This window comes from Sorangium sp. So ce726, from assembly GCF_051521405.1.
Lineage (GTDB): Bacteria > Myxococcota_A > Polyangia > Polyangiales > Polyangiaceae > Sorangium.
Genome location: NZ_CP150349.1, coordinates 5006558 through 5023011, shown reverse-complemented (window position 1 = coordinate 5023011; position 16454 = coordinate 5006558). Strand labels below are relative to the sequence as shown.

General features: G+C 68.6%; 10 protein-coding genes and 1 pseudogene. 6 read left to right on the top strand and 5 right to left on the bottom strand.

Annotated features, from left to right (window positions below; genetic code table 11):
* Nucleotides 1-101: 101 nt before the first annotated feature.
* From WME79_RS18640 to WME79_RS18625, 4 genes are all read left to right on the top strand, one after another.
* Nucleotides 102-2468: a family 43 glycosylhydrolase gene (locus tag WME79_RS18640; protein ID WP_437537566.1), complete on the top strand. Its 2367-nt coding sequence runs from the start codon at nt 102-104 to the stop codon at nt 2466-2468.
* 385 nt (nt 2469-2853) lie between these two features.
* Complete coding sequence (locus WME79_RS18635) at nt 2854-6207, top strand: glycosyl hydrolase 115 family protein (RefSeq protein ID WP_437537563.1); 3354 nt, start codon at nt 2854-2856, stop codon at nt 6205-6207.
* A gap of 264 nt (nt 6208-6471) precedes the next feature.
* Nucleotides 6472-7665, top strand: a complete 1194-nt coding sequence (locus tag WME79_RS18630; protein WP_437537561.1) for a zinc-binding metallopeptidase family protein — start codon at nt 6472-6474, stop codon at nt 7663-7665.
* A gap of 87 nt (nt 7666-7752) precedes the next feature.
* Nucleotides 7753-7995 (top strand): addiction module protein, encoded by a 243-nt coding sequence (locus WME79_RS18625; protein ID WP_437537559.1) that lies wholly within the window; start codon nt 7753-7755, stop codon nt 7993-7995.
* Between the two features lie 427 nt (nt 7996-8422).
* Here the strand turns inward: WME79_RS18625 and WME79_RS18620 are convergent, their stop codons facing one another.
* Both WME79_RS18620 and WME79_RS18615 read right to left on the bottom strand, forming a co-directional pair.
* Complete coding sequence (locus WME79_RS18620) at nt 8423-9241, bottom strand: hypothetical protein (protein WP_437537556.1); 819 nt, start codon at nt 9239-9241, stop codon at nt 8423-8425.
* 76 nt (nt 9242-9317) lie between these two features.
* Nucleotides 9318-9443, bottom strand: a pseudogene (locus tag WME79_RS18615) (aromatic ring-hydroxylating oxygenase subunit alpha); the annotation flags it as partial.
* A 357-nt stretch (nt 9444-9800) separates the two neighbouring features.
* On the opposite strand from WME79_RS18615, the gene WME79_RS18610 reads away from it, so the two are divergent.
* Complete coding sequence (locus WME79_RS18610) at nt 9801-10694, top strand: SGNH/GDSL hydrolase family protein (RefSeq protein ID WP_437537554.1); 894 nt, start codon at nt 9801-9803, stop codon at nt 10692-10694.
* A gap of 44 nt (nt 10695-10738) precedes the next feature.
* On the opposite strand, the gene WME79_RS18605 is transcribed toward WME79_RS18610, so the two are convergent.
* Genes WME79_RS18605 through WME79_RS18595 form a run of 3 tightly spaced genes read right to left on the bottom strand, consistent with a single transcriptional unit; the run spans nt 10739 to nt 13832 of the window.
* Nucleotides 10739-11881, bottom strand: a complete 1143-nt coding sequence (locus tag WME79_RS18605) for an aromatic ring-hydroxylating oxygenase subunit alpha (RefSeq protein ID WP_437537551.1) — start codon at nt 11879-11881, stop codon at nt 10739-10741.
* A gap of 52 nt (nt 11882-11933) precedes the next feature.
* Nucleotides 11934-12710 (bottom strand): hypothetical protein, encoded by a 777-nt coding sequence (locus tag WME79_RS18600; protein WP_437537548.1) that lies wholly within the window; start codon nt 12708-12710, stop codon nt 11934-11936.
* 36 nt (nt 12711-12746) lie between these two features.
* Nucleotides 12747-13832 (bottom strand): latent transforming growth factor beta-binding protein, encoded by a 1086-nt coding sequence (locus tag WME79_RS18595; protein WP_437537546.1) that lies wholly within the window; start codon nt 13830-13832, stop codon nt 12747-12749.
* 816 nt (nt 13833-14648) lie between these two features.
* On the opposite strand from WME79_RS18595, the gene WME79_RS18590 reads away from it, so the two are divergent.
* Complete coding sequence (locus WME79_RS18590; RefSeq protein ID WP_437537544.1) at nt 14649-16415, top strand: hypothetical protein; 1767 nt, start codon at nt 14649-14651, stop codon at nt 16413-16415.
* Nucleotides 16416-16454: the final 39 nt, after the last annotated feature.

Below are 16454 nucleotides of genomic sequence, written 5' to 3'. Positions count from 1 at the left end.
TTCGGAAGCCCTCGATAATTCAAACGTTCACAACAAGGAACTGGGAGGTCATCGTGCGCTCCTCTGCGGCAGGGATTGTCACTTTTGTTGGATTGATCGCGATGGGGTGCGGCTCGTCCGAGCCAGATCCCACCCCGGCGGGATCGAGCACCTCGTCCGGATCAACCTCGGGAAGCTCCGCGGGTCAGGGCGGATCCGGAGGTGGAACTGGATCTGGAACGGGCGGCGACGGTGGTTCCGGGGGCACGGGTGGCTCTCCGAACGCCGGCGGCGGTGGGGCGGGCGGCGACGGCGACGCGGCCTTCGAGGGGACGACCTACCAGAATCCCGTCCTGCCCGGCGATCACCCGGACATGAACATCTACCGGGAAGGCGACGACTTCTACCTGGTCGGGTCGAATTTCCACATGATGCCCGCCTTCGAGATCCTGCACTCGACGGATCTCCTTCACTGGGAGCGCATGAACCGGGTGGTCCACTCCACCGCTCCCGCGTTGGAGGCGCAGCTCGGCCCGGGCCAGGGCACCTGGGGCGGCTTCATCGTCAAGGCCGGCGATGTGTACCGGGTCTATTACTCCATCGGGGCCACCCAGCATTTCTCCTCGGCGCCGAGCCTCGAGGGCCCGTGGTCAGAGCCCACCAAGGTCGACATCTTCCCCTACACGCCGCCCGGCAGCGAGACCTCGTACGAACGAGGGACCGGCTCCGACAATTCGGTCTTCGTCGATCCCGACAGCAAAAAGACCTACATGATCATCAAGAACGGCCTGTGCAAATGGGACGCGGATCACCCGAACGACTTCGGTATCAACCTGGTCACCGAGATCGATCCCGACACAGGGATGCTGCTGCCCGAGTCGAGCATCGACATGAGCTTCATCAACTGGGACCAGGAGACCGGCGGCTGCGGCGACTTCACGAATCCTGACTGGAGCAAGTGGGCCGAGGGGCCGACGATGGTCAAGCGCGGCGACTGGTACTACTACTTCGTCTCGACGCACACGGCCTGCGGCGGCCAGCTGCACGCCTGGGCTTCGAAGAAGCTCGTCGGCAGCACCCCCGCGGACTGGACCTGGCTCGGCTATGTCCTTACCGGCGAGGAGCCGTACGCCGGCGTCCAGCACACCACCGCGCCGATCGGGCTGAAGGACGACTCGTGGTGGGTCTTTGCCCACTCGTACGACTGCAGCAACGTGGGCACCGACGACACCAAGACCGCGAAGAACGGCGACTGGCAGGGGCTTGGCCGCGAGGGGCTGCTGCTGGAGGTGACCTGGGTCGACCAAGAGGTGAACGGGAAGACGATCCCGGTCCCGCGATACCCGACCAAGAAGGGCGATCTGTCCGCGCCCAAGCTGCCGCAGAGCGGCGTGCCCTTCCTGCTGCCCGTGAACGACGATTTCTCGTCGGCCACGATCAACTCCGCGTGGACCACCTACGGCGCGTCGGAGGACAAGTACTCGGTGGCGGATCGCCCGGGGTGGCTGCGGATCACGCCGGGGACCGGAGGGACCGCGTGGGTCGTTCAGAAGGACACGCTGCGCTCGAGCAGCATGGTCGCGAGGGTCGAGTTCACGCCCGCGGCCGACGGGGACGCGGCCGGCATCCGCGTGGGCAACGGCTACTGGCAGGACGAGCAGGTGCTTTCCTGCCCGACGTGGATGAACGACAGCGAGAAGTTCAGGCTCCCCGCCATCATGGACGTCTCGGTGGCGCGGGTCATGGAGGGCGAGGAAGACAGGATTCGCTTCTCCTTCCGGTCGCGCTCGGTGCAGGCCCCGGCCGAGGCGGGGGCCGCGTACACCGAGCTCGCCGAGCCGGTCGTGGAGGGCGCGTCGGTCCCCGCACCCTCCGGGAAAGCGGTCTGGCTGAAGCTGGTCCGCTCCGAGCACAAGGCGACGGGCTGGTTCAGCGCGGATGGAGTCGAATGGACCCAGGTAGGCCCCGAGATCGACATCTCCACGCTCGACGGGTTCTATGCCATGGCTCACACCTGGATTGGCAACCAGGCCGGCATGTTCGCGACCAATAGCCGTGCCTACTTCGACCTGTTCACCTACCGTGACGGATTCACCCCGATCCCGGCCGCGGAGGCGGACCAGCAGTCCGGCGCCCAGGTCGTGTCGAGCACGTCGGCGGGACCGGTGCTCGGTGAGCTGGAGAGCGGCGATTGGGCCATGTTCGGGAGCGTCGACCTCGGCAGCGGGGGTGTAAAGTCGAAGGCCATCGCGCTGGAGGCCTCGAGCGCCGGGGACGGCGGCACCGTGGAGGTCTGGATCGATCCGCTGGCAGGCGGCTCGATGATCGGCACCTGCGCCCTCCCCGGTACCGACGGCTGGGAGAAGTGGACGACGACGACGTGCAATGTGGCGCCCACGTCGGGCACGCACGAGGTCTACTTGAAGGTGAAGGGCGGCCAGGGCGAGCTCGTGCGCCTCGCATCGCTGCGTTTCGTGCCCGCCAACTGACCTGCCCGCCACGGGTAGCAAAGCCATCGGCGGAGTCATCGACGGCGGCCCCCTCCCGGCCGGCCTGACGGCCACGAGCAGCGAGGGGGGCTGCGGCTGGTCCTCCACCTACGAGAAATGTGGCGCGGTCCCGTGCGCCCTCTGGAGCTGGCGCGGGAGGGTACAACGGACCTGCCGCCCTCGCCGTGACAGGCGTGATCAGATCGGCGCGCTCCGGGCATTTCCGAGCCTGACCAGCGGGCTGCGTGTCTGGACCCCCGCAGTCTCGCCTCGTACGCGACAGCAAGTGAGGGCTGCGTGCTCGTGTCTGTGCCTGCTCAGGCGCATCTCACGCATCCGCCGGCGGTCGTCGTCCATTCGCCTGAACAGCCGGGAAAGGCCACAGATGGCACACATCAATAGCGAGCGCAGAGCCAACAAGTTGACGCAATCCCAGGGGGGAGCCATCAACGCGCAGCGCGTCGATCGTCCCTGTACCGGCCGAGGCAGGCGAACGCTCCGCGCGCTCTGGGCCACCTGGGGGCCCATGGTGCGGATGGGGATCCTCTGCGGGGTACTGCCCCTCTCGCTGTCCGCGCTGGGGGCTGGTTGTTCGGGATCGGACGAAGCGTCGCCGCAGCCCGGCGATCCGGGGGCGACGGCGGGAGCAGGCGCGGGCTCACCGGCAGGAGGAGGCGCAGGCTCTCCGACCGGAGGAGGCGCAGGCTCTCCGACCGGAGGAGGCGCAGGCTCTCCGACCGGAGGAGGCGCAGGCCCGCCGACGGACGATCCGGACCCGCCCCACCCGGAGGATCCGGAGAAGTACGTCGCGTTCGAGCCCGCCGCCGACCGCTTCACCTTGGCCGCCGAGGGCAAGGCCGCGCCGCTCGTCGTGAGCTCGAGCGATTTCCCGGGCGTCATCCGGGTTGTGAACGATCTCAAGGCCGACATCGGCCGGGTCACCCAGATCGAACCGCAGGTCTCGCTCGACGAGATCCCGGCCGCGGACGACGTGGTGATCATCGGGACCCTGGGCAAGAGCCCGCTCGTGGACCAGCTGGTGAGCGCGAACAAGCTCGACGTCACCGGGATCGAGGGCAGGTGGGAGACATCCCTCCTGCAGGTCGTGAGCGACCCGGCGCCGGGCGTTCGCCGCGCGTTCGTGATCGCCGGCAGCGACCAGCGCGGGACGATCTTCGGCGCCTACGACGTCTCGAGGAACATCGGCGTGTCCCCCTGGTACTACTGGGACGACGTCCCGGCGCACAAGCACCCTGCGCTGTACATCCTGCCGGGGAGCTACTCGCAGGGGGAGCCGAAGGTGAAGTACCGCGGCTTCTTCATCAACGACGAGAACCCCGCCCTGGGCACCTGGGCCCGCAACACGTTCGGCCCCGCGCCCAACGCGAGCCACCAGGACGGCTTCGACCACGAGCTCTACGCCAAGGTCTATGAGGTGATGCTCCGCCTCAAGGCGAACTACCTGTGGCCGGCCGTGTGGGGCAGGTCGCTCTTCGACGACGATCCCGAGAACCAGAAGCTGGCCGCCGAGTACGGGATCGTGATGGGGACCTCTCACGAGGCCCCGATGATGCGGGCGCAGGACGAGTGGAACCGCTTTGGAAGCGGTCAGTTCAATTTCGACCAGAACACGGAGTTCCTCAAGAAGTACTGGACCGACGGCATCAAGCGGATGGGGAACTACGAGAGCGTGGTGACCGTCGGGATGCGCGGCAACGGCGACCTCCCCATCGACAACGGCGGCAACATCGATCTGATGCAGCGGATCGTGAAGACGCAGCGGGAGATCCTGGGCCAGGTCACGGGCAAGGACGTCACCACCATCCCGCAGGTCTGGACGCTCTACAAGGAGGTCCAGGCCTTCTGGGACGACGGCATGCGGGCGCCGGACGACGTGATCATCAACTGGTGCGATGACAACTGGGGCAACATGCGCGAGCTGCCCGATCTGTCCGCGCAGCCGCGGTCCGGCGGGTACGGGCTCTACTACCACTTCGATTACGTGGGCGGCGGCCGCAACTACAAGTGGGTGGACACCAACCTCCTCCCGAACATCTGGGAGCAGCTCCACCTGTCGTACCGCTACGGCGTCGATCGGCTCTGGATGGTGAACGTGGGCGACATGAAGAACGAGGAGCACCCGCTCGAGTTCTTCCTGGACTACGCGTGGAACCCCGAGCGATGGCCGATCGAGCGGCTCCCCGTGTGGGAGAGGAAGTGGGCGGCGCAGCAGTTCGGGCCGGAGCACGCGGCCGAGATCGCCGAGGTCCTGACCATGTACTCGAAGCTCCAGTCGCGCCGGAAGCCCGAGCTGCTCAACCGGCTCATCACCGTCAGGGCCGGCGCCAATATCGCCCAGGACCCGAACAACGCCATCGTCTATTCCGACGGCAGCCCCTTCAGCCTGACCAATTACAGCGAGGCGGAGCGGGTCGTCGCGGAGTGGCAGGCGCTCGCGGCCGAGGCGGAGCGCCTCAACCAGGAGCTGCCGGAGGAGGTCCGGGACGCCTACTACCAGCTCGTGCTCTATCAGGTGAAGGCCAGCGCCAACCTGTACGAGCTCCGCCTGGCCGGGTTCAAGAACATCCTCTACGCCGCTCAGGGGCGCGCCGCGACCGGCGAGATGGCCGCGGCCGCCGAGGCTCGGCTCGCCGACGACAAGGCGATGTCGCGCTACTACAACGAGACGCTGGCGGGCGGGAAGTGGAAGGGCTTCCAGACGCAGCCCAAGATCGGCTATGGCGGGAGCTATCCGGACTCGGGCTGGCAGCAGCCGGAGAGGAACGGCAGCGTCCTGGAGGACTTCATCTGGCCGTCGCTCAAGCAGCTCAACGTGCCGAGCAACGCGAGCATGGGCGTGGCCATCGACGGGTCCGACAAGTACTGGCCCGCAGAGCGGACGGCCGCGGTGCTGCCCGAGTTCAGCCCGTTCCAGACCCACCCGACGCAGTACATCGAGGTCTTCAACCGCGGCCAGCAGGCCTTTGACTACACGATCGAGTCGTCGGTGCCGTGGGTGAAGATCACGCCGAACAACGGCAAGATCGAGAAGGAGGTGCGCGCCAGCGTGAGCGTCGACTGGACCGCTGCGCCCGACGGGACCACGGAGGTGCCCATCACCGTGACGGGCCCGAGCGGCAGCAGCGTGGTCGTGCAAGCCATTGTCAAGAATCCGGCCGTGAACCTCGCAGAGTTCGAAGGGTTCGTGGAGAGCAACGGTTACGTCTCCATCGAGGCCGAGCACTTCACCCGCGCCGTGAGCGCGGATCCGATCACCTGGCAGCTCATCCCGCACATCGGCCGGACGGAGTCGGGCATGACGCCCTTCCCGGTCACCTCGGCCAGGCAGACGCCCGGCGGAGAGAGCCCGCGCCTCGAGTACAAGATGAACCTCTTCACGAGCGGGAAGGTGACGGTCTGGGCCTACCTGTCGCCGAGGAACAACGTGCGGCACTCCGACGGCCTGAAGTACGCCGTGTCGATCGACGACGGGCAGCCGCAGATCGTGAACACCACCACGGCGCTCAACGGCATTCCCATGAACAAGTCCTGGGAGAGGAACACGTCCGACAACGTGAACCTCACGTCGACAACGCACACCATCGCTCAGCCGGGCGAGCACGTGCTGAAGTTCTGGATGGTCGACCCGACGGTGGTGGTGCAGAAGCTCGTGGTGGACACGGGTGGGCTCAAGCCGAGCTACCTGGGTCCGCCGGAGAGCTACCGCGGGACGAAGTAGCAAGACGCGCGGGCGCGCGCCTCAGGGATCCCCCTTCCGAGCCGCGGCTCGTCGACCCGGGTTGGGCCGATTCCCAACCTGGGTCGGGGCGACGCATTCTTGCCACACTGAGACACTCCGCGACGTCCGCGACGTTCGCGCACGGCTCGACAGCGCGCTGGGCCGCGGTCATGTCGCGAGCGCCGAGCCGCAGGCCTGGCATACAGCTTGCGAGCCTTGCGATCGCGAGCTGAGGCCGACACGATCGAGGCCGCTCAACCCACCATGACCAATCGCTTCGACAGTCTGATCGCGCGCCTGCGCAGCGCATGGAAGCGGACCAAGCAGCCCACCGCCCCGCGCGCCTACCGCTGCCAGTGCGAGAGACCGGTGTTCTTCCGCAACAGCGAATGCCTGGCCTGCAAGACGCCGCTCGGTTACGAGCCCGAGCGCGCCCAGGTCCTGCCGCTCAAGGCCGGACCGGCCGAGGGCACCTGGCAGATCTGGCACGACACGGCGGACCCGCCGCGGCTCTACAAGCGCTGCGGCAACTTCGACCTGGCGTCGGGCTGCAACTGGCTCATCCCGGCGGCGGCCGAGGCGCCGGCGCTCTGCGCTGCGTGCCGGCTCAACCGCACGATCCCAGACCTCTCCGTCGCCGAGCACCAGGCGCAGTGGCGCCTGCTCGAGACGGCCAAACGGCGGCTCGTGTCGCAGCTCCTGGCGCTGAACCTGCCGGTGAAGTCCAAGATCGGCGAGGATCCGGAGCGCGGCCTGTGCTTCGACTTCCTCGCGTCGCCGCCCGACGGGCCCAGGGTGATGACCGGCCACGCCGACGGCGTGATCACGCTGAACATCGAGGAGGCGGACGACGCCACGCGCGAGCGCACCCGCGCCGCGATGCGCGAGCCCTACCGCACGCTGCTCGGGCACTTCCGGCACGAGGTCGGCCATTATTACTGGGACCGCCTGGTGCGCGACACCGGGTGGCTGGCGCCGTTCCGGGAGCTGTTCGGCGACGAGCAGCAGGACTACGCCGCCGCGCTGAAGGCCAACTACGAGCAGGGGCCGCCGGCCGACTGGCCGCAACGCTTCGTCAGCGCCTACGCCAGCATGCACCCGTGGGAAGACTGGGCCGAGACCTGGGCCCACTATCTCCACATGGTCGATACCGTCGATACGGCGCTCAGCTTCGGCATCGACGCCGACGAGGTGGAGCTCGACGTCGAGCCATGGGGCGCGGACGCGCTGTGGCGGCCGGACGACCGAGGGGCCGAGACCTTCCTGGGCTTCTTGAACGCCTGGGTCGAGCTGACGGCCGTGCTCAACGAGATGTCGCGCAGCATGGGCCAGCACGACTTCTACCCGTTCGTGCTGCCGCGCCCCGCCGTGGCGAAGCTGCAGTTCATCCACCTCGTGGTGAACGGCGCTCCCCCCGCGTCTGCCGCCACGCCGCCCGCAGCTGCCGCGGTGCCATAGAAGATCCTATCCCGGCACGGCCCCCGCAGCCGAGCGGCCGCTGTGAGGTGCGCGCGGTACCACGATCGTGCTAGGTTCCAGTGCACCATGTCGCAGCATGAGAGCGATCTACTGGCCAAGGTCCTGCGGCTCCCGCCATCCGTCCGCGCACAGTTCGCGCACGAGATCCTCGCCAGCCTGGACGACCCGGCAGAGACAGAGGTCGAGGGGCGCTGGGCGGCTGAGATCGAGCGTCGGGCGGATGAGGTCCTTTCCGGACTGGCCGAGCTGGAAGACGCGGACCTCGTCCATGAACAACTCGCCGCGCGACTCGGCGCCACTCGCCGGTGAAGGCGCACTACCACCGCGAAGCGCGCGAGGAGCTCACGGCCGCGGCGGAGTGGTACGAGGCCCGGCAGCCGGGATTGGGGCTGGATTCGTCGCCGAGGTCGCCCGAGCAGTAGCAGCGATCCGCGAGTCTCCCGAGGCGTGGCCCCGCTGGCAGGGGCTCAAGACCTCCGTCCCGACTCGTAAGTTCGTCCTGCAACGATTCCCTTTTTCTCTTCCGTACCTGGTGCATGACAAGACCATCGTCGTGCTCGCCATCGCGCACGGACGGCGCAGGCCGGGATACTGGCGTGCAAGGCTGCGGAGCCTGGACGCGCCCTGAGGCCGACCTCCAGGAAGCGGTTGGCGATGCGCCGCACTTCGCGGCGGTACGTTCCCGTCGCCTCCGCCACAGGCTCGCGGTGGTACTCAGCTGCTCCCTTGCCCGCGCCTACCGGCCGTACAGGCGCTGGAGCCGCTTCACGAACTCCGGCTTGAACACGCCGTCCACGCGGATCGAGTACCGAAAGAACGGGTCCGGCTCGACCCCATGGTAATCCATGTCGTTGAACCAGTAGATGGGCGCGCGGACGATCGTGCGCTCCTCCCCTTCCCTGTCGCAGAGATAGAACCGCTTGTCGCCGCGCGGGTCGAACGAGATGGACTGCGCCGCGCCGATGGCGCTCCCCGGCTCGGTGTCCCGGTGCGCGGGCGCGTGATCGTTCGCCTCGAGGCCGAAGATGACGCACCGCCCGATCTCGACGAACGGTAGGCTACGGATGAACTCGACCGTCCGGGGGAACACCGCCTTGGCCTCCGCCGAGAAGTCCTTGCCGGCGCCCGAGTGCTTGTCTTCCCAGCGGTCGTTCTCGAGGAGGTGATAGCAGACCTTCCAGGGGAAATAGACGCCGTAACGGTACTTCAGGTACAGCATCTGCGCCCGCGTGAGCGGGTGATCGGTCTCGTCTCCGAACGTGTACTCGCGCCGCCGGTCGGGATCGAAGGCGGACGGGTCGGCGCCGAGCGCGATGAAGTCGCAGAACTCGTCGCGCGAGAAGCCGCCGATGACCTCACCGTAATCCACGTACGGGTCGTCGTGCACCCAGGGCGCGACCACGCCCATCCATTTCAGGCTGCCGCCGGTGTACGAGGGCTCGACGCGGCAGAGGCCGCGCACGATCTCGCGATCGAGCTCGGGGAAGCACGCCGCGTCGAGCAGCGGCGACAGGTCGATGTACGGGCGGCCCCACAGGCCGCAGAGCTTGCTCATGCCGTCCTCGCTCCGAGCGGTACCTGCGCGCGACCATGCCGTCAAACGTGTGGGCGCCCTCCTCCACCATGGCGTAGGTCGACGGGGCGTAGCCCGGCGCGCGGATCCGGCGCTGCTGGCGCTCGCAGATGGCGCGGTCTTCCCGGTTCACGGCGTCCCGGAAGGCGAACACGTCGCCCGGATCGAAGCCTGGCGTGAACACCGCCGGGTGGAACAACGTACCGGCGATCACGAGCGTCCGGCGGGGCGCACGCGTGACCCGACCGACGCTCGCGACCGAACGCCGCGGGGGACTCCCAGAAGGCCGGGTCGTGGCGCAGACACCGATTTCGACTCTCGCCCGAATTGTTCAGTCCACCAACATGAACATGACGCCTCGCATCGAGCATAGGCGAGTATGCCTATACATCGAGTCAGCTGGCTTGGGTACGACGTCGTGGCAGTCACCTGCATCGGGCGAACGCGGCCCCTTCGATGCACGGATGAATCGTCAATACAAGGCGATGAGGGTCTTTCACCGCTTGAAACCTCGGCGCCAAGCGGACACTGGAGAAATAAAATGAGGTCGATACGTCGCTACGTTGCCACGAAACTGAGCGTTCTCGGTCTCCTGAGCATCGGCATCTGGGCCTGTGGTGAGGCGAATGACGGTGGTACGTCCTCGACCGGCGGAGGCGCCCCTGACGGGGCCACCACCAGCAGCGCGGAGGTCACGGTCGGCACGGGCGGTGTGGCCACCAGCGGTGCCGGAGGCGCAGCAGCCGGGAGCACCTCGAGCAGCAGCAGCGCAAGCACCGCGCAGGCCAGCAGCTCGGCCAGCGGAGGAGAGACGGTCGGCACAGGCGGGGACCCGGGCGAGTGCGTCAAGGGTCAGACCAGGGGAAATCAAGTCGCGGTCATCGGAGAATCGTTCATCGCCGCAACTCACGGGATCACGCAGCAGATCGAAAAGCAGGCCAAGGCCAACGGCTCCCTCGCCGAGAACGAGCGCTATGTCGACAACTCGGTCAGCGGCACGACGTTGGCCAACGATCAAATCCCCAGCCAGTACCGCCAGGCCGCGGAGAACGGCATGATCAAGTACGTGCTGATGGATGGGGGCGGAAACGACTGCTTGCTGAGAGGGGACGGCGACGCGGCCCTCGCGGCGGCGGAGTCGCTGTTCGAGACCATGGAGAAGGACAACGTCGAAAAGGTGGTCTATTTCTTCTATCCAGACCCCATCGGAAACCAGTTCGCTTCGCTCAAGACCTGCCTTGATGCGCTCCGACCGAAGATGAAGGAATTGTGCGACGGGCTCACGTCGCCGAAGTGCACCTGGTTGGACCTTCGTCCGACCTGGAACGGACACAACGAGTATACACAAGACGGGATCCACCCCACCTCTGCCGGTAGCATCGCCACCGGAGATGCAGTCTGGGAAGTGATGAAGACGAACTGCGTCGCGCAGTGACGAGAGGTCGACGTACGGGCGACCCCACCGGCCGCAGCGCTAGCTCATGCCGTCGTCGCGCGGAGCGCCGAGAGGTACCTGCGCGCGACCATGCCGTCGAAGGCGTGGACGCCGTCTTCCACCATGGCGTAGGTCGAGGGTGCGTAGCCCGGCGCGCGGATCCCGCGCTGCTGGCGCTCGCAGATGGCGCGGTCTTCCCGGTTCACGGCGTCCCAGAAGGTGAACACGTCGCCCGGATCGAAGCCTGGCGTGAACGCCGCAGGGTGGAAGTACGTGTCGGCGACCACGAGCGTCCTGTCGGGCGCGCGCGGGGCGAGCCGGTACGTGAGCAGGTAGTCGGGCTGGAGGCTCGTGAGCAGGCCCGGGAAGAGCATGGCGTCGCGCACGCGCCGCCGCTCCGCCTCGGGGACGATGAGCGGCCGCGCGCCGGGCGTCGCGCTGGCCGAGACCGTGTCGGCGCCGGGCACGAGGTCCATGATGCCGCCGAGCCACGGGCCGCCCCGGCCCCAGGACACGGCGTTGTCGCACGGGGTCAGCCGCTCGAGCGCGGGGTGTACGCGCGGGAAATGGTGAGACTCCTGGAAGTTCTCCGCGCAGAGCTTCCAGTTCGCGGCGACCTCGTACTCCACCCGCCTGCCCCGCCGGAGCGAGCGCAGCCCGGGGCGCGAGAGCCACGGCGGCGCCTCGCCGATCGCGCTCTCGAGCGGCGGCGCGCCGGGATCGAGCGTCACGAAGAGGAAGCCGAAGAGGGCGCCGGCGCGCGCCGGGAGGAGCCCGTGGGCGCCGCGGTCGAAGCCGGGCGGCGCGTGGGGCGCGGCGCGCAGCGCGCCGGAGAGCTCGTAGGTCCAGCCGTGGTACGGGCACTCGAGGTGCGCGAGGCGGCCGCACGGGCCGTCGAGCAGCGTCGCCGCCCGGTGGCGGCAGACGTTGTGGAACGCGCGGATCTCCAGATCGGCGCCGCGGAGGACGACGACGCCCGCCGGCGTGAGGGGGGCGAGCAGCCACTCTCCGGGGCGGGCGATCTCGTCCTCACGGCCGACACAGAGCCAGGAGCGCCCGAAGATCTCGGCCTGCTCGAAGGCAAAGACGTCCTCGTCCCAGTACGCGCGCGCGGGCAGCGGCCGGGCGCTGGGGAGCGGCGCGAGCACTGCGTCGAGATCTGCAGGGGTGAGAGGGAGCTCCGGCAAGGCGGGCGATGCTACCAGAACGAGGGCGCGGATCGCGCCGCCAGGGAGCGGCTCAGGGGGCCGGCTGCGCGTCGACGCCGAAGGCCAGATCCGCGTCGTCGATCTCGACGCCGCGGAAGCGCTGCACGTCGACGCACGGCACGTCGACGTGAGGCGGGCACAGATCGCCCTCGCACGTCTTCGTGGTCCTGCGCGTGACGATACCGCTGACCGTCGATCCGTCGACGGTCATGGAGATGTCCACGTGGAGCGTGGAGGTCACCTTCGTGTCGCTCACGATCTCCCCGAACCTGTCCTCGTCCCCGTCGTTGTCGGCATCGACGAACTCATCCACGGCCTCCTCGCGGTCGTCCCGCTTGTCGCCATCGGTGTCGACCTCGGCGTCGGTCTCCATGTCCGTGTCGGCATCACCGTCCTTGTCGGCGTCGACGAACGGGTCAATGCCGTCCGCGATGCCGTCTCGATCGGCGTCGAGGACCAGGACGCTGAAGGGGAAGTCGACGTCCTCGGACTCGCCGGTGAAGGTGTAGGGGTCGTCGTCCGTGGAGCCCCTCAGCACGAGCCCGCCGGTGTCGAGCATCGCCGCGTCGTCGGTCGGGAGATAGAGGAGCAAGGTCTGGCCGTTCCGGAACGTGGTGGCGTCGTACTTCTCGGCGAGGCTCGGCCTGTCCTCGGGGAAACAGCCGGGCTCCTGCTCGGGCGCCTCGAGGGCGACGCGGTATACCACGTAATCGCCGGCGGAGAGGCCTCCGCACGAGGCGGCGCCGGCCAGGGAGGCCAGGAGGGCGGCGCGGGCCGAGAGCCCACGAACGTTTCGTCGTTCAAGCATGTTCATCTCCTCCGCAGCGCTCGGATAAGCCACGGATCAGCACCCGAGGATGCTGGCGTTGCCGCACGAGTAATAACACTCATCGCAGTTCACGCAGGTGTCGTAGTTGAGATAGAGCTGCACTCCATCCGGATGTTTGTCCATGCACGCGGTGAGACAGGCGTCGTCCCCGTCCGCGCAGGTCACGACGCACTGAGCGAACAGGAGGCAGTCGTCGTCGATGGTGCACGCGTCGAGCTCATCGGCGCAGCTCCCCTGGATGGCGCATCCGATGCACCCGCTCGTGTCGCTGCCGCACTCGTCGAGGTCGTCGCAGGCCAGGGTGGCGTTGCAATCGGCGATGTCCGTGCCCTCCTCGCAGAGGCCGGTGCCCTCGGGCTCGTCGCACTCGCCGTTGTTCGTGGAAGCGCACGGCTCGCCCGCCGCGCAGTCCGCGACGTCCGTGCCCTCCTCGCAGAGACCGGTGCCCTCGGGCTCGTCGCAGACGCCGTTGTTCGCCTCAGGGCAGGTCGTGACCGCGCAGTCCGCGACGTCCGTGCCCTCCTCGCACTCACCCGTGCCCTCGGGCTCGTCGCAGACGCCGTCCTGCACGCGGTCGCACGGCGCGAGCTTGCAGTCGTCGACGTCCGTGCCCGCCGGACACCGGCCCGTGCCCTCGGGCTCGTCGCAGGTGCCGTTGCCGGTCAAGGGACAGTAAGAGAGGCAGTCGGCGGGGTCGGTCCCGGCCGGGCAGTTGCCGGTGCCCTGGGGCTCGTCGCAGATGCCATCACCCGCGCTGGGACAGTGGCCCGTGGGATCGAGACAGCCCAGGAGGGCCGCCGCATGGACGTTGCAAACCTCCGCCAGGTGATGACCGTCCACGCACCGGCCTTCCAGTCGGACACAGTCGACGTACGCCGTGTGCTCGTCCTGACAGCGCTTCTCGGCTCGCTTGGCGATGGCTTCCTCCTCAGCCTCACACAGGCCCTCTTTGTCGCCAGAGCAGTCCTCGCAGGCGCAGCGGGCCTCGCAGACCGTCCCGTAGACCGGCTGATCGGTGTTGCCATCATCGCTCTCCGAGCTGGCGCAGGCCGCGAATAGACCGGCGATCGCGGCTGTGATCATCACGTGTCGGACACGCATGGGGTCTCCTCATCCTCTGGCTGAAATGAGAGGTCGTCCGCCGAGGCGCAGGGCGCCGACGCGACGCGGCAAGGGCAAGACGACATGGCTGGCACTGGAAGCACCAGGGCACCCTTCACTTGCGCACACCGCGCTCGACCGCCTTTCGCTTCGGCTGTGACTGAAAAATTCAACTCAAAGAAAACGGCTACCTATACCAGCTCCGATGGCGGCCGGTCAATCATCGCGAGGCGACGCGGACCGGTGGTGGGCTGGGCGGCTGGGCGGCTGGGCAGCGGCCGCCGCTGCGCTCAGGGCCACAGGGGCGGAATGGCCGAAGCTTCACGGAACTCAGGAGGTGCGCTCGGGCTTGCCGGCGAGCTGAGGAGCAGACGCCCGAAACCTCATGGACATGGGGAGGTGCGCTCAGGCTCGGGAAGGTGCTGAGGAGAAGAGAAACGCGCAGGTCGGCAAGGAGGGCTCGCGCGACGGGTGGAACGGGTGGAACGGGTAGAAGCGAGTGGAAACGAGTGGAGAAGAGGGCGTCGCGACCTCCAAAACGGGCTCCACAAGCGTGGAGCGGACGCGACAATCGCGCGCGCTCGGCCGTCGAAAAGCTGCTGCGTTCGTCGTTGGCCCGGGGCGAGGATGAGCGTGGACGAGGTAGGATGCGGAGAGCGCGGGCGCCCTCCGCCCGAAAGCGCCATGAACGAGTAAAGAGGCGTTGGCATCCGCGCCGTTTCGACAGAAGATGCGTGCGCGCGGTTCGCGCTGCGGCTCCTCGCCTCCGACGGCCGGCGCCGCGTCACTGGACCCCTACCGGCTGGAGAGCAGCGGATGAAGATGCGATCTTTGGTGTGTCTCTTCGTTCTTGGACTGATGACGACGACGGCGTGCGGCGACGACGACTCGACGGTCATCGGGACTGGGGGCGGCGGGGGTACGGGCGGCGGCACGGGCGGCGAAGGCGCCACCTCGGCCAGCAGCACGACAGGAAACGGCGGCAACGATACGGGCGGCGGCGGTACAGGCGGCACCGGTGGCACCGGCGGCGGCGACACCGGCGGCGGCGGTGCGGGCGGCACCGGCGGCACCGGCGGCGGCGACACCGGCGGCGGCGGTGCGGGCGGCACCGGCGGCACCGGCGGCGGCGACACCGGCGGCGGCGGTGCGGGCGGCGGCACCACCTCGAGCTCGGCCTCATCGAGCAGCGCCTCCTCGAGCTCGGCCGCGGCCACGACGGGCGCTGGCGGCGACGGCGGCGGCAGCGTCACCTCGACCTCGGCCGCATCCACGACGGGCGCGGGCGGCGACGGCGGCGGCAGCGTCACCTCCACGACCTCGGTCACCACCGGCGCGGGCGGCGACGGCGGCGGCAGCGTCACCTCCACGACCTCGGTCACCACCGGCGCGGGCGGCGACGGCGGCGGCAGCGTCACCTCCACGACCTCGGTCACCACCGGCGGCGGCGGCAGCGTCACCTCCACGACGGCGGTCACCACCACCACCGGCGGCGGCGGCGAGCTCGGTGGCCCCGGCGCTGCCTGCGCCAGCGATGCGATGTGCGCCAGCGACATCTGCCTCGCGGAGAGCGAGAGCGGCTGGCCTTCCGGCTACTGTACCGCCGGCTGCCTGTCGGACGACGACTGTGGCGACGGCGTCTGCGTCCAGGTGAGCGATGAACTCGCCATCTGCATGGCCGCGTGCGAGACGTCGGCGGACTGCCGCGACGGCTATGTGTGCGACGGCGGGTCCTGCTGGCTGGGCTGCACCAGCGATGATCAGTGCACGGAGGTGGGCTCGTGCCACGAGGCGTCGGGCGGCTGCTACCTCCCGGACGGCAGCCCTTGCGAGACGGACGCCCAGTGCGGTAGCTACCTCTGCGCCACCGAGTTCGTGGACGGTTATCCGGGCGGCTTCTGCACGGGCGAATGCGGCGACGACGACGACTGCGACGGTGGCGTCTGCGGCGCCTCAGGCTTCTGCGTCGTCGAGTGCGCGACGTCGGCCGACTGCCGTGACGGCTATGCGTGCACGGACGGGCTCTGCACTGCGGCCTGCACCAGCGACGCTCAGTGCACGCTCGACGGGGCTACCTGCGTTGCGGACGTGGGTCGTTGCCTCCCGCCGCCCGGCGAGGGTGCCGACGGTGCACCTTGCATCGCGGACGGCGACTGCGCCGGCCTCTTCTGCGTCCTCGAGGAGTGGGGCTGGCCCGGCGGCTACTGCTCGGGCTACTGTGACGAATCGACTCCCTGCGCCGGCGACGGGGTCTGCGCATCGGACTACACCTGCAACAGCGCGTGCGCGACGTCGGCCGACTGCCGCGCGGGCTATGAGTGCACGTCGGAGGGCTGCTACCCGGCGCCGGCCACTGGCGCCGACGGCGACCCTTGCACCGCCAACAGCGAGTGCGCCAGCGGCATCTGCTACGCCCCCTGGCCTGGCGGCTCCTGCACGGGCATCTGCGGGACGGATGCCGACTGCGCCGAGGGCGGCATCTGCGCCGCATCGGACGGCACCTGCAACCACGCGTGCACGACGGATGAGGACTGCCGCAGCGGCTATGTGTGCACGGTGGAGGACGGCTGCGTCCCGGAATGATGACCCGATGACGGGCAGGCTCGCAGGCGGGTCCGTACG

Coding starts and splice junctions, on each gene's coding strand:
- WME79_RS18635 (WP_437537563.1), top strand. CDS start 2,854: ATGGCACACATCAATAGCGAGCGCAGAGCCAACAAGTTGACGCAATCC.
- WME79_RS18625 (WP_437537559.1), top strand. CDS start 7,753: ATGTCGCAGCATGAGAGCGATCTACTGGCCAAGGTCCTGCGGCTCCCG.
- WME79_RS18590 (WP_437537544.1), top strand. CDS start 14,649: ATGAAGATGCGATCTTTGGTGTGTCTCTTCGTTCTTGGACTGATGACG.
- WME79_RS18600 (WP_437537548.1), bottom strand. CDS start 12,710: ATGCTTGAACGACGAAACGTTCGTGGGCTCTCGGCCCGCGCCGCCCTC.
- WME79_RS18595 (WP_437537546.1), bottom strand. CDS start 13,832: ATGCGTGTCCGACACGTGATGATCACAGCCGCGATCGCCGGTCTATTC.
- WME79_RS18610 (WP_437537554.1), top strand. CDS start 9,801: ATGAGGTCGATACGTCGCTACGTTGCCACGAAACTGAGCGTTCTCGGT.
- WME79_RS18640 (WP_437537566.1), top strand. CDS start 102: ATGGGGTGCGGCTCGTCCGAGCCAGATCCCACCCCGGCGGGATCGAGC.
- WME79_RS18630 (WP_437537561.1), top strand. CDS start 6,472: ATGACCAATCGCTTCGACAGTCTGATCGCGCGCCTGCGCAGCGCATGG.
- WME79_RS18620 (WP_437537556.1), bottom strand. CDS start 9,241: ATGAGCAAGCTCTGCGGCCTGTGGGGCCGCCCGTACATCGACCTGTCG.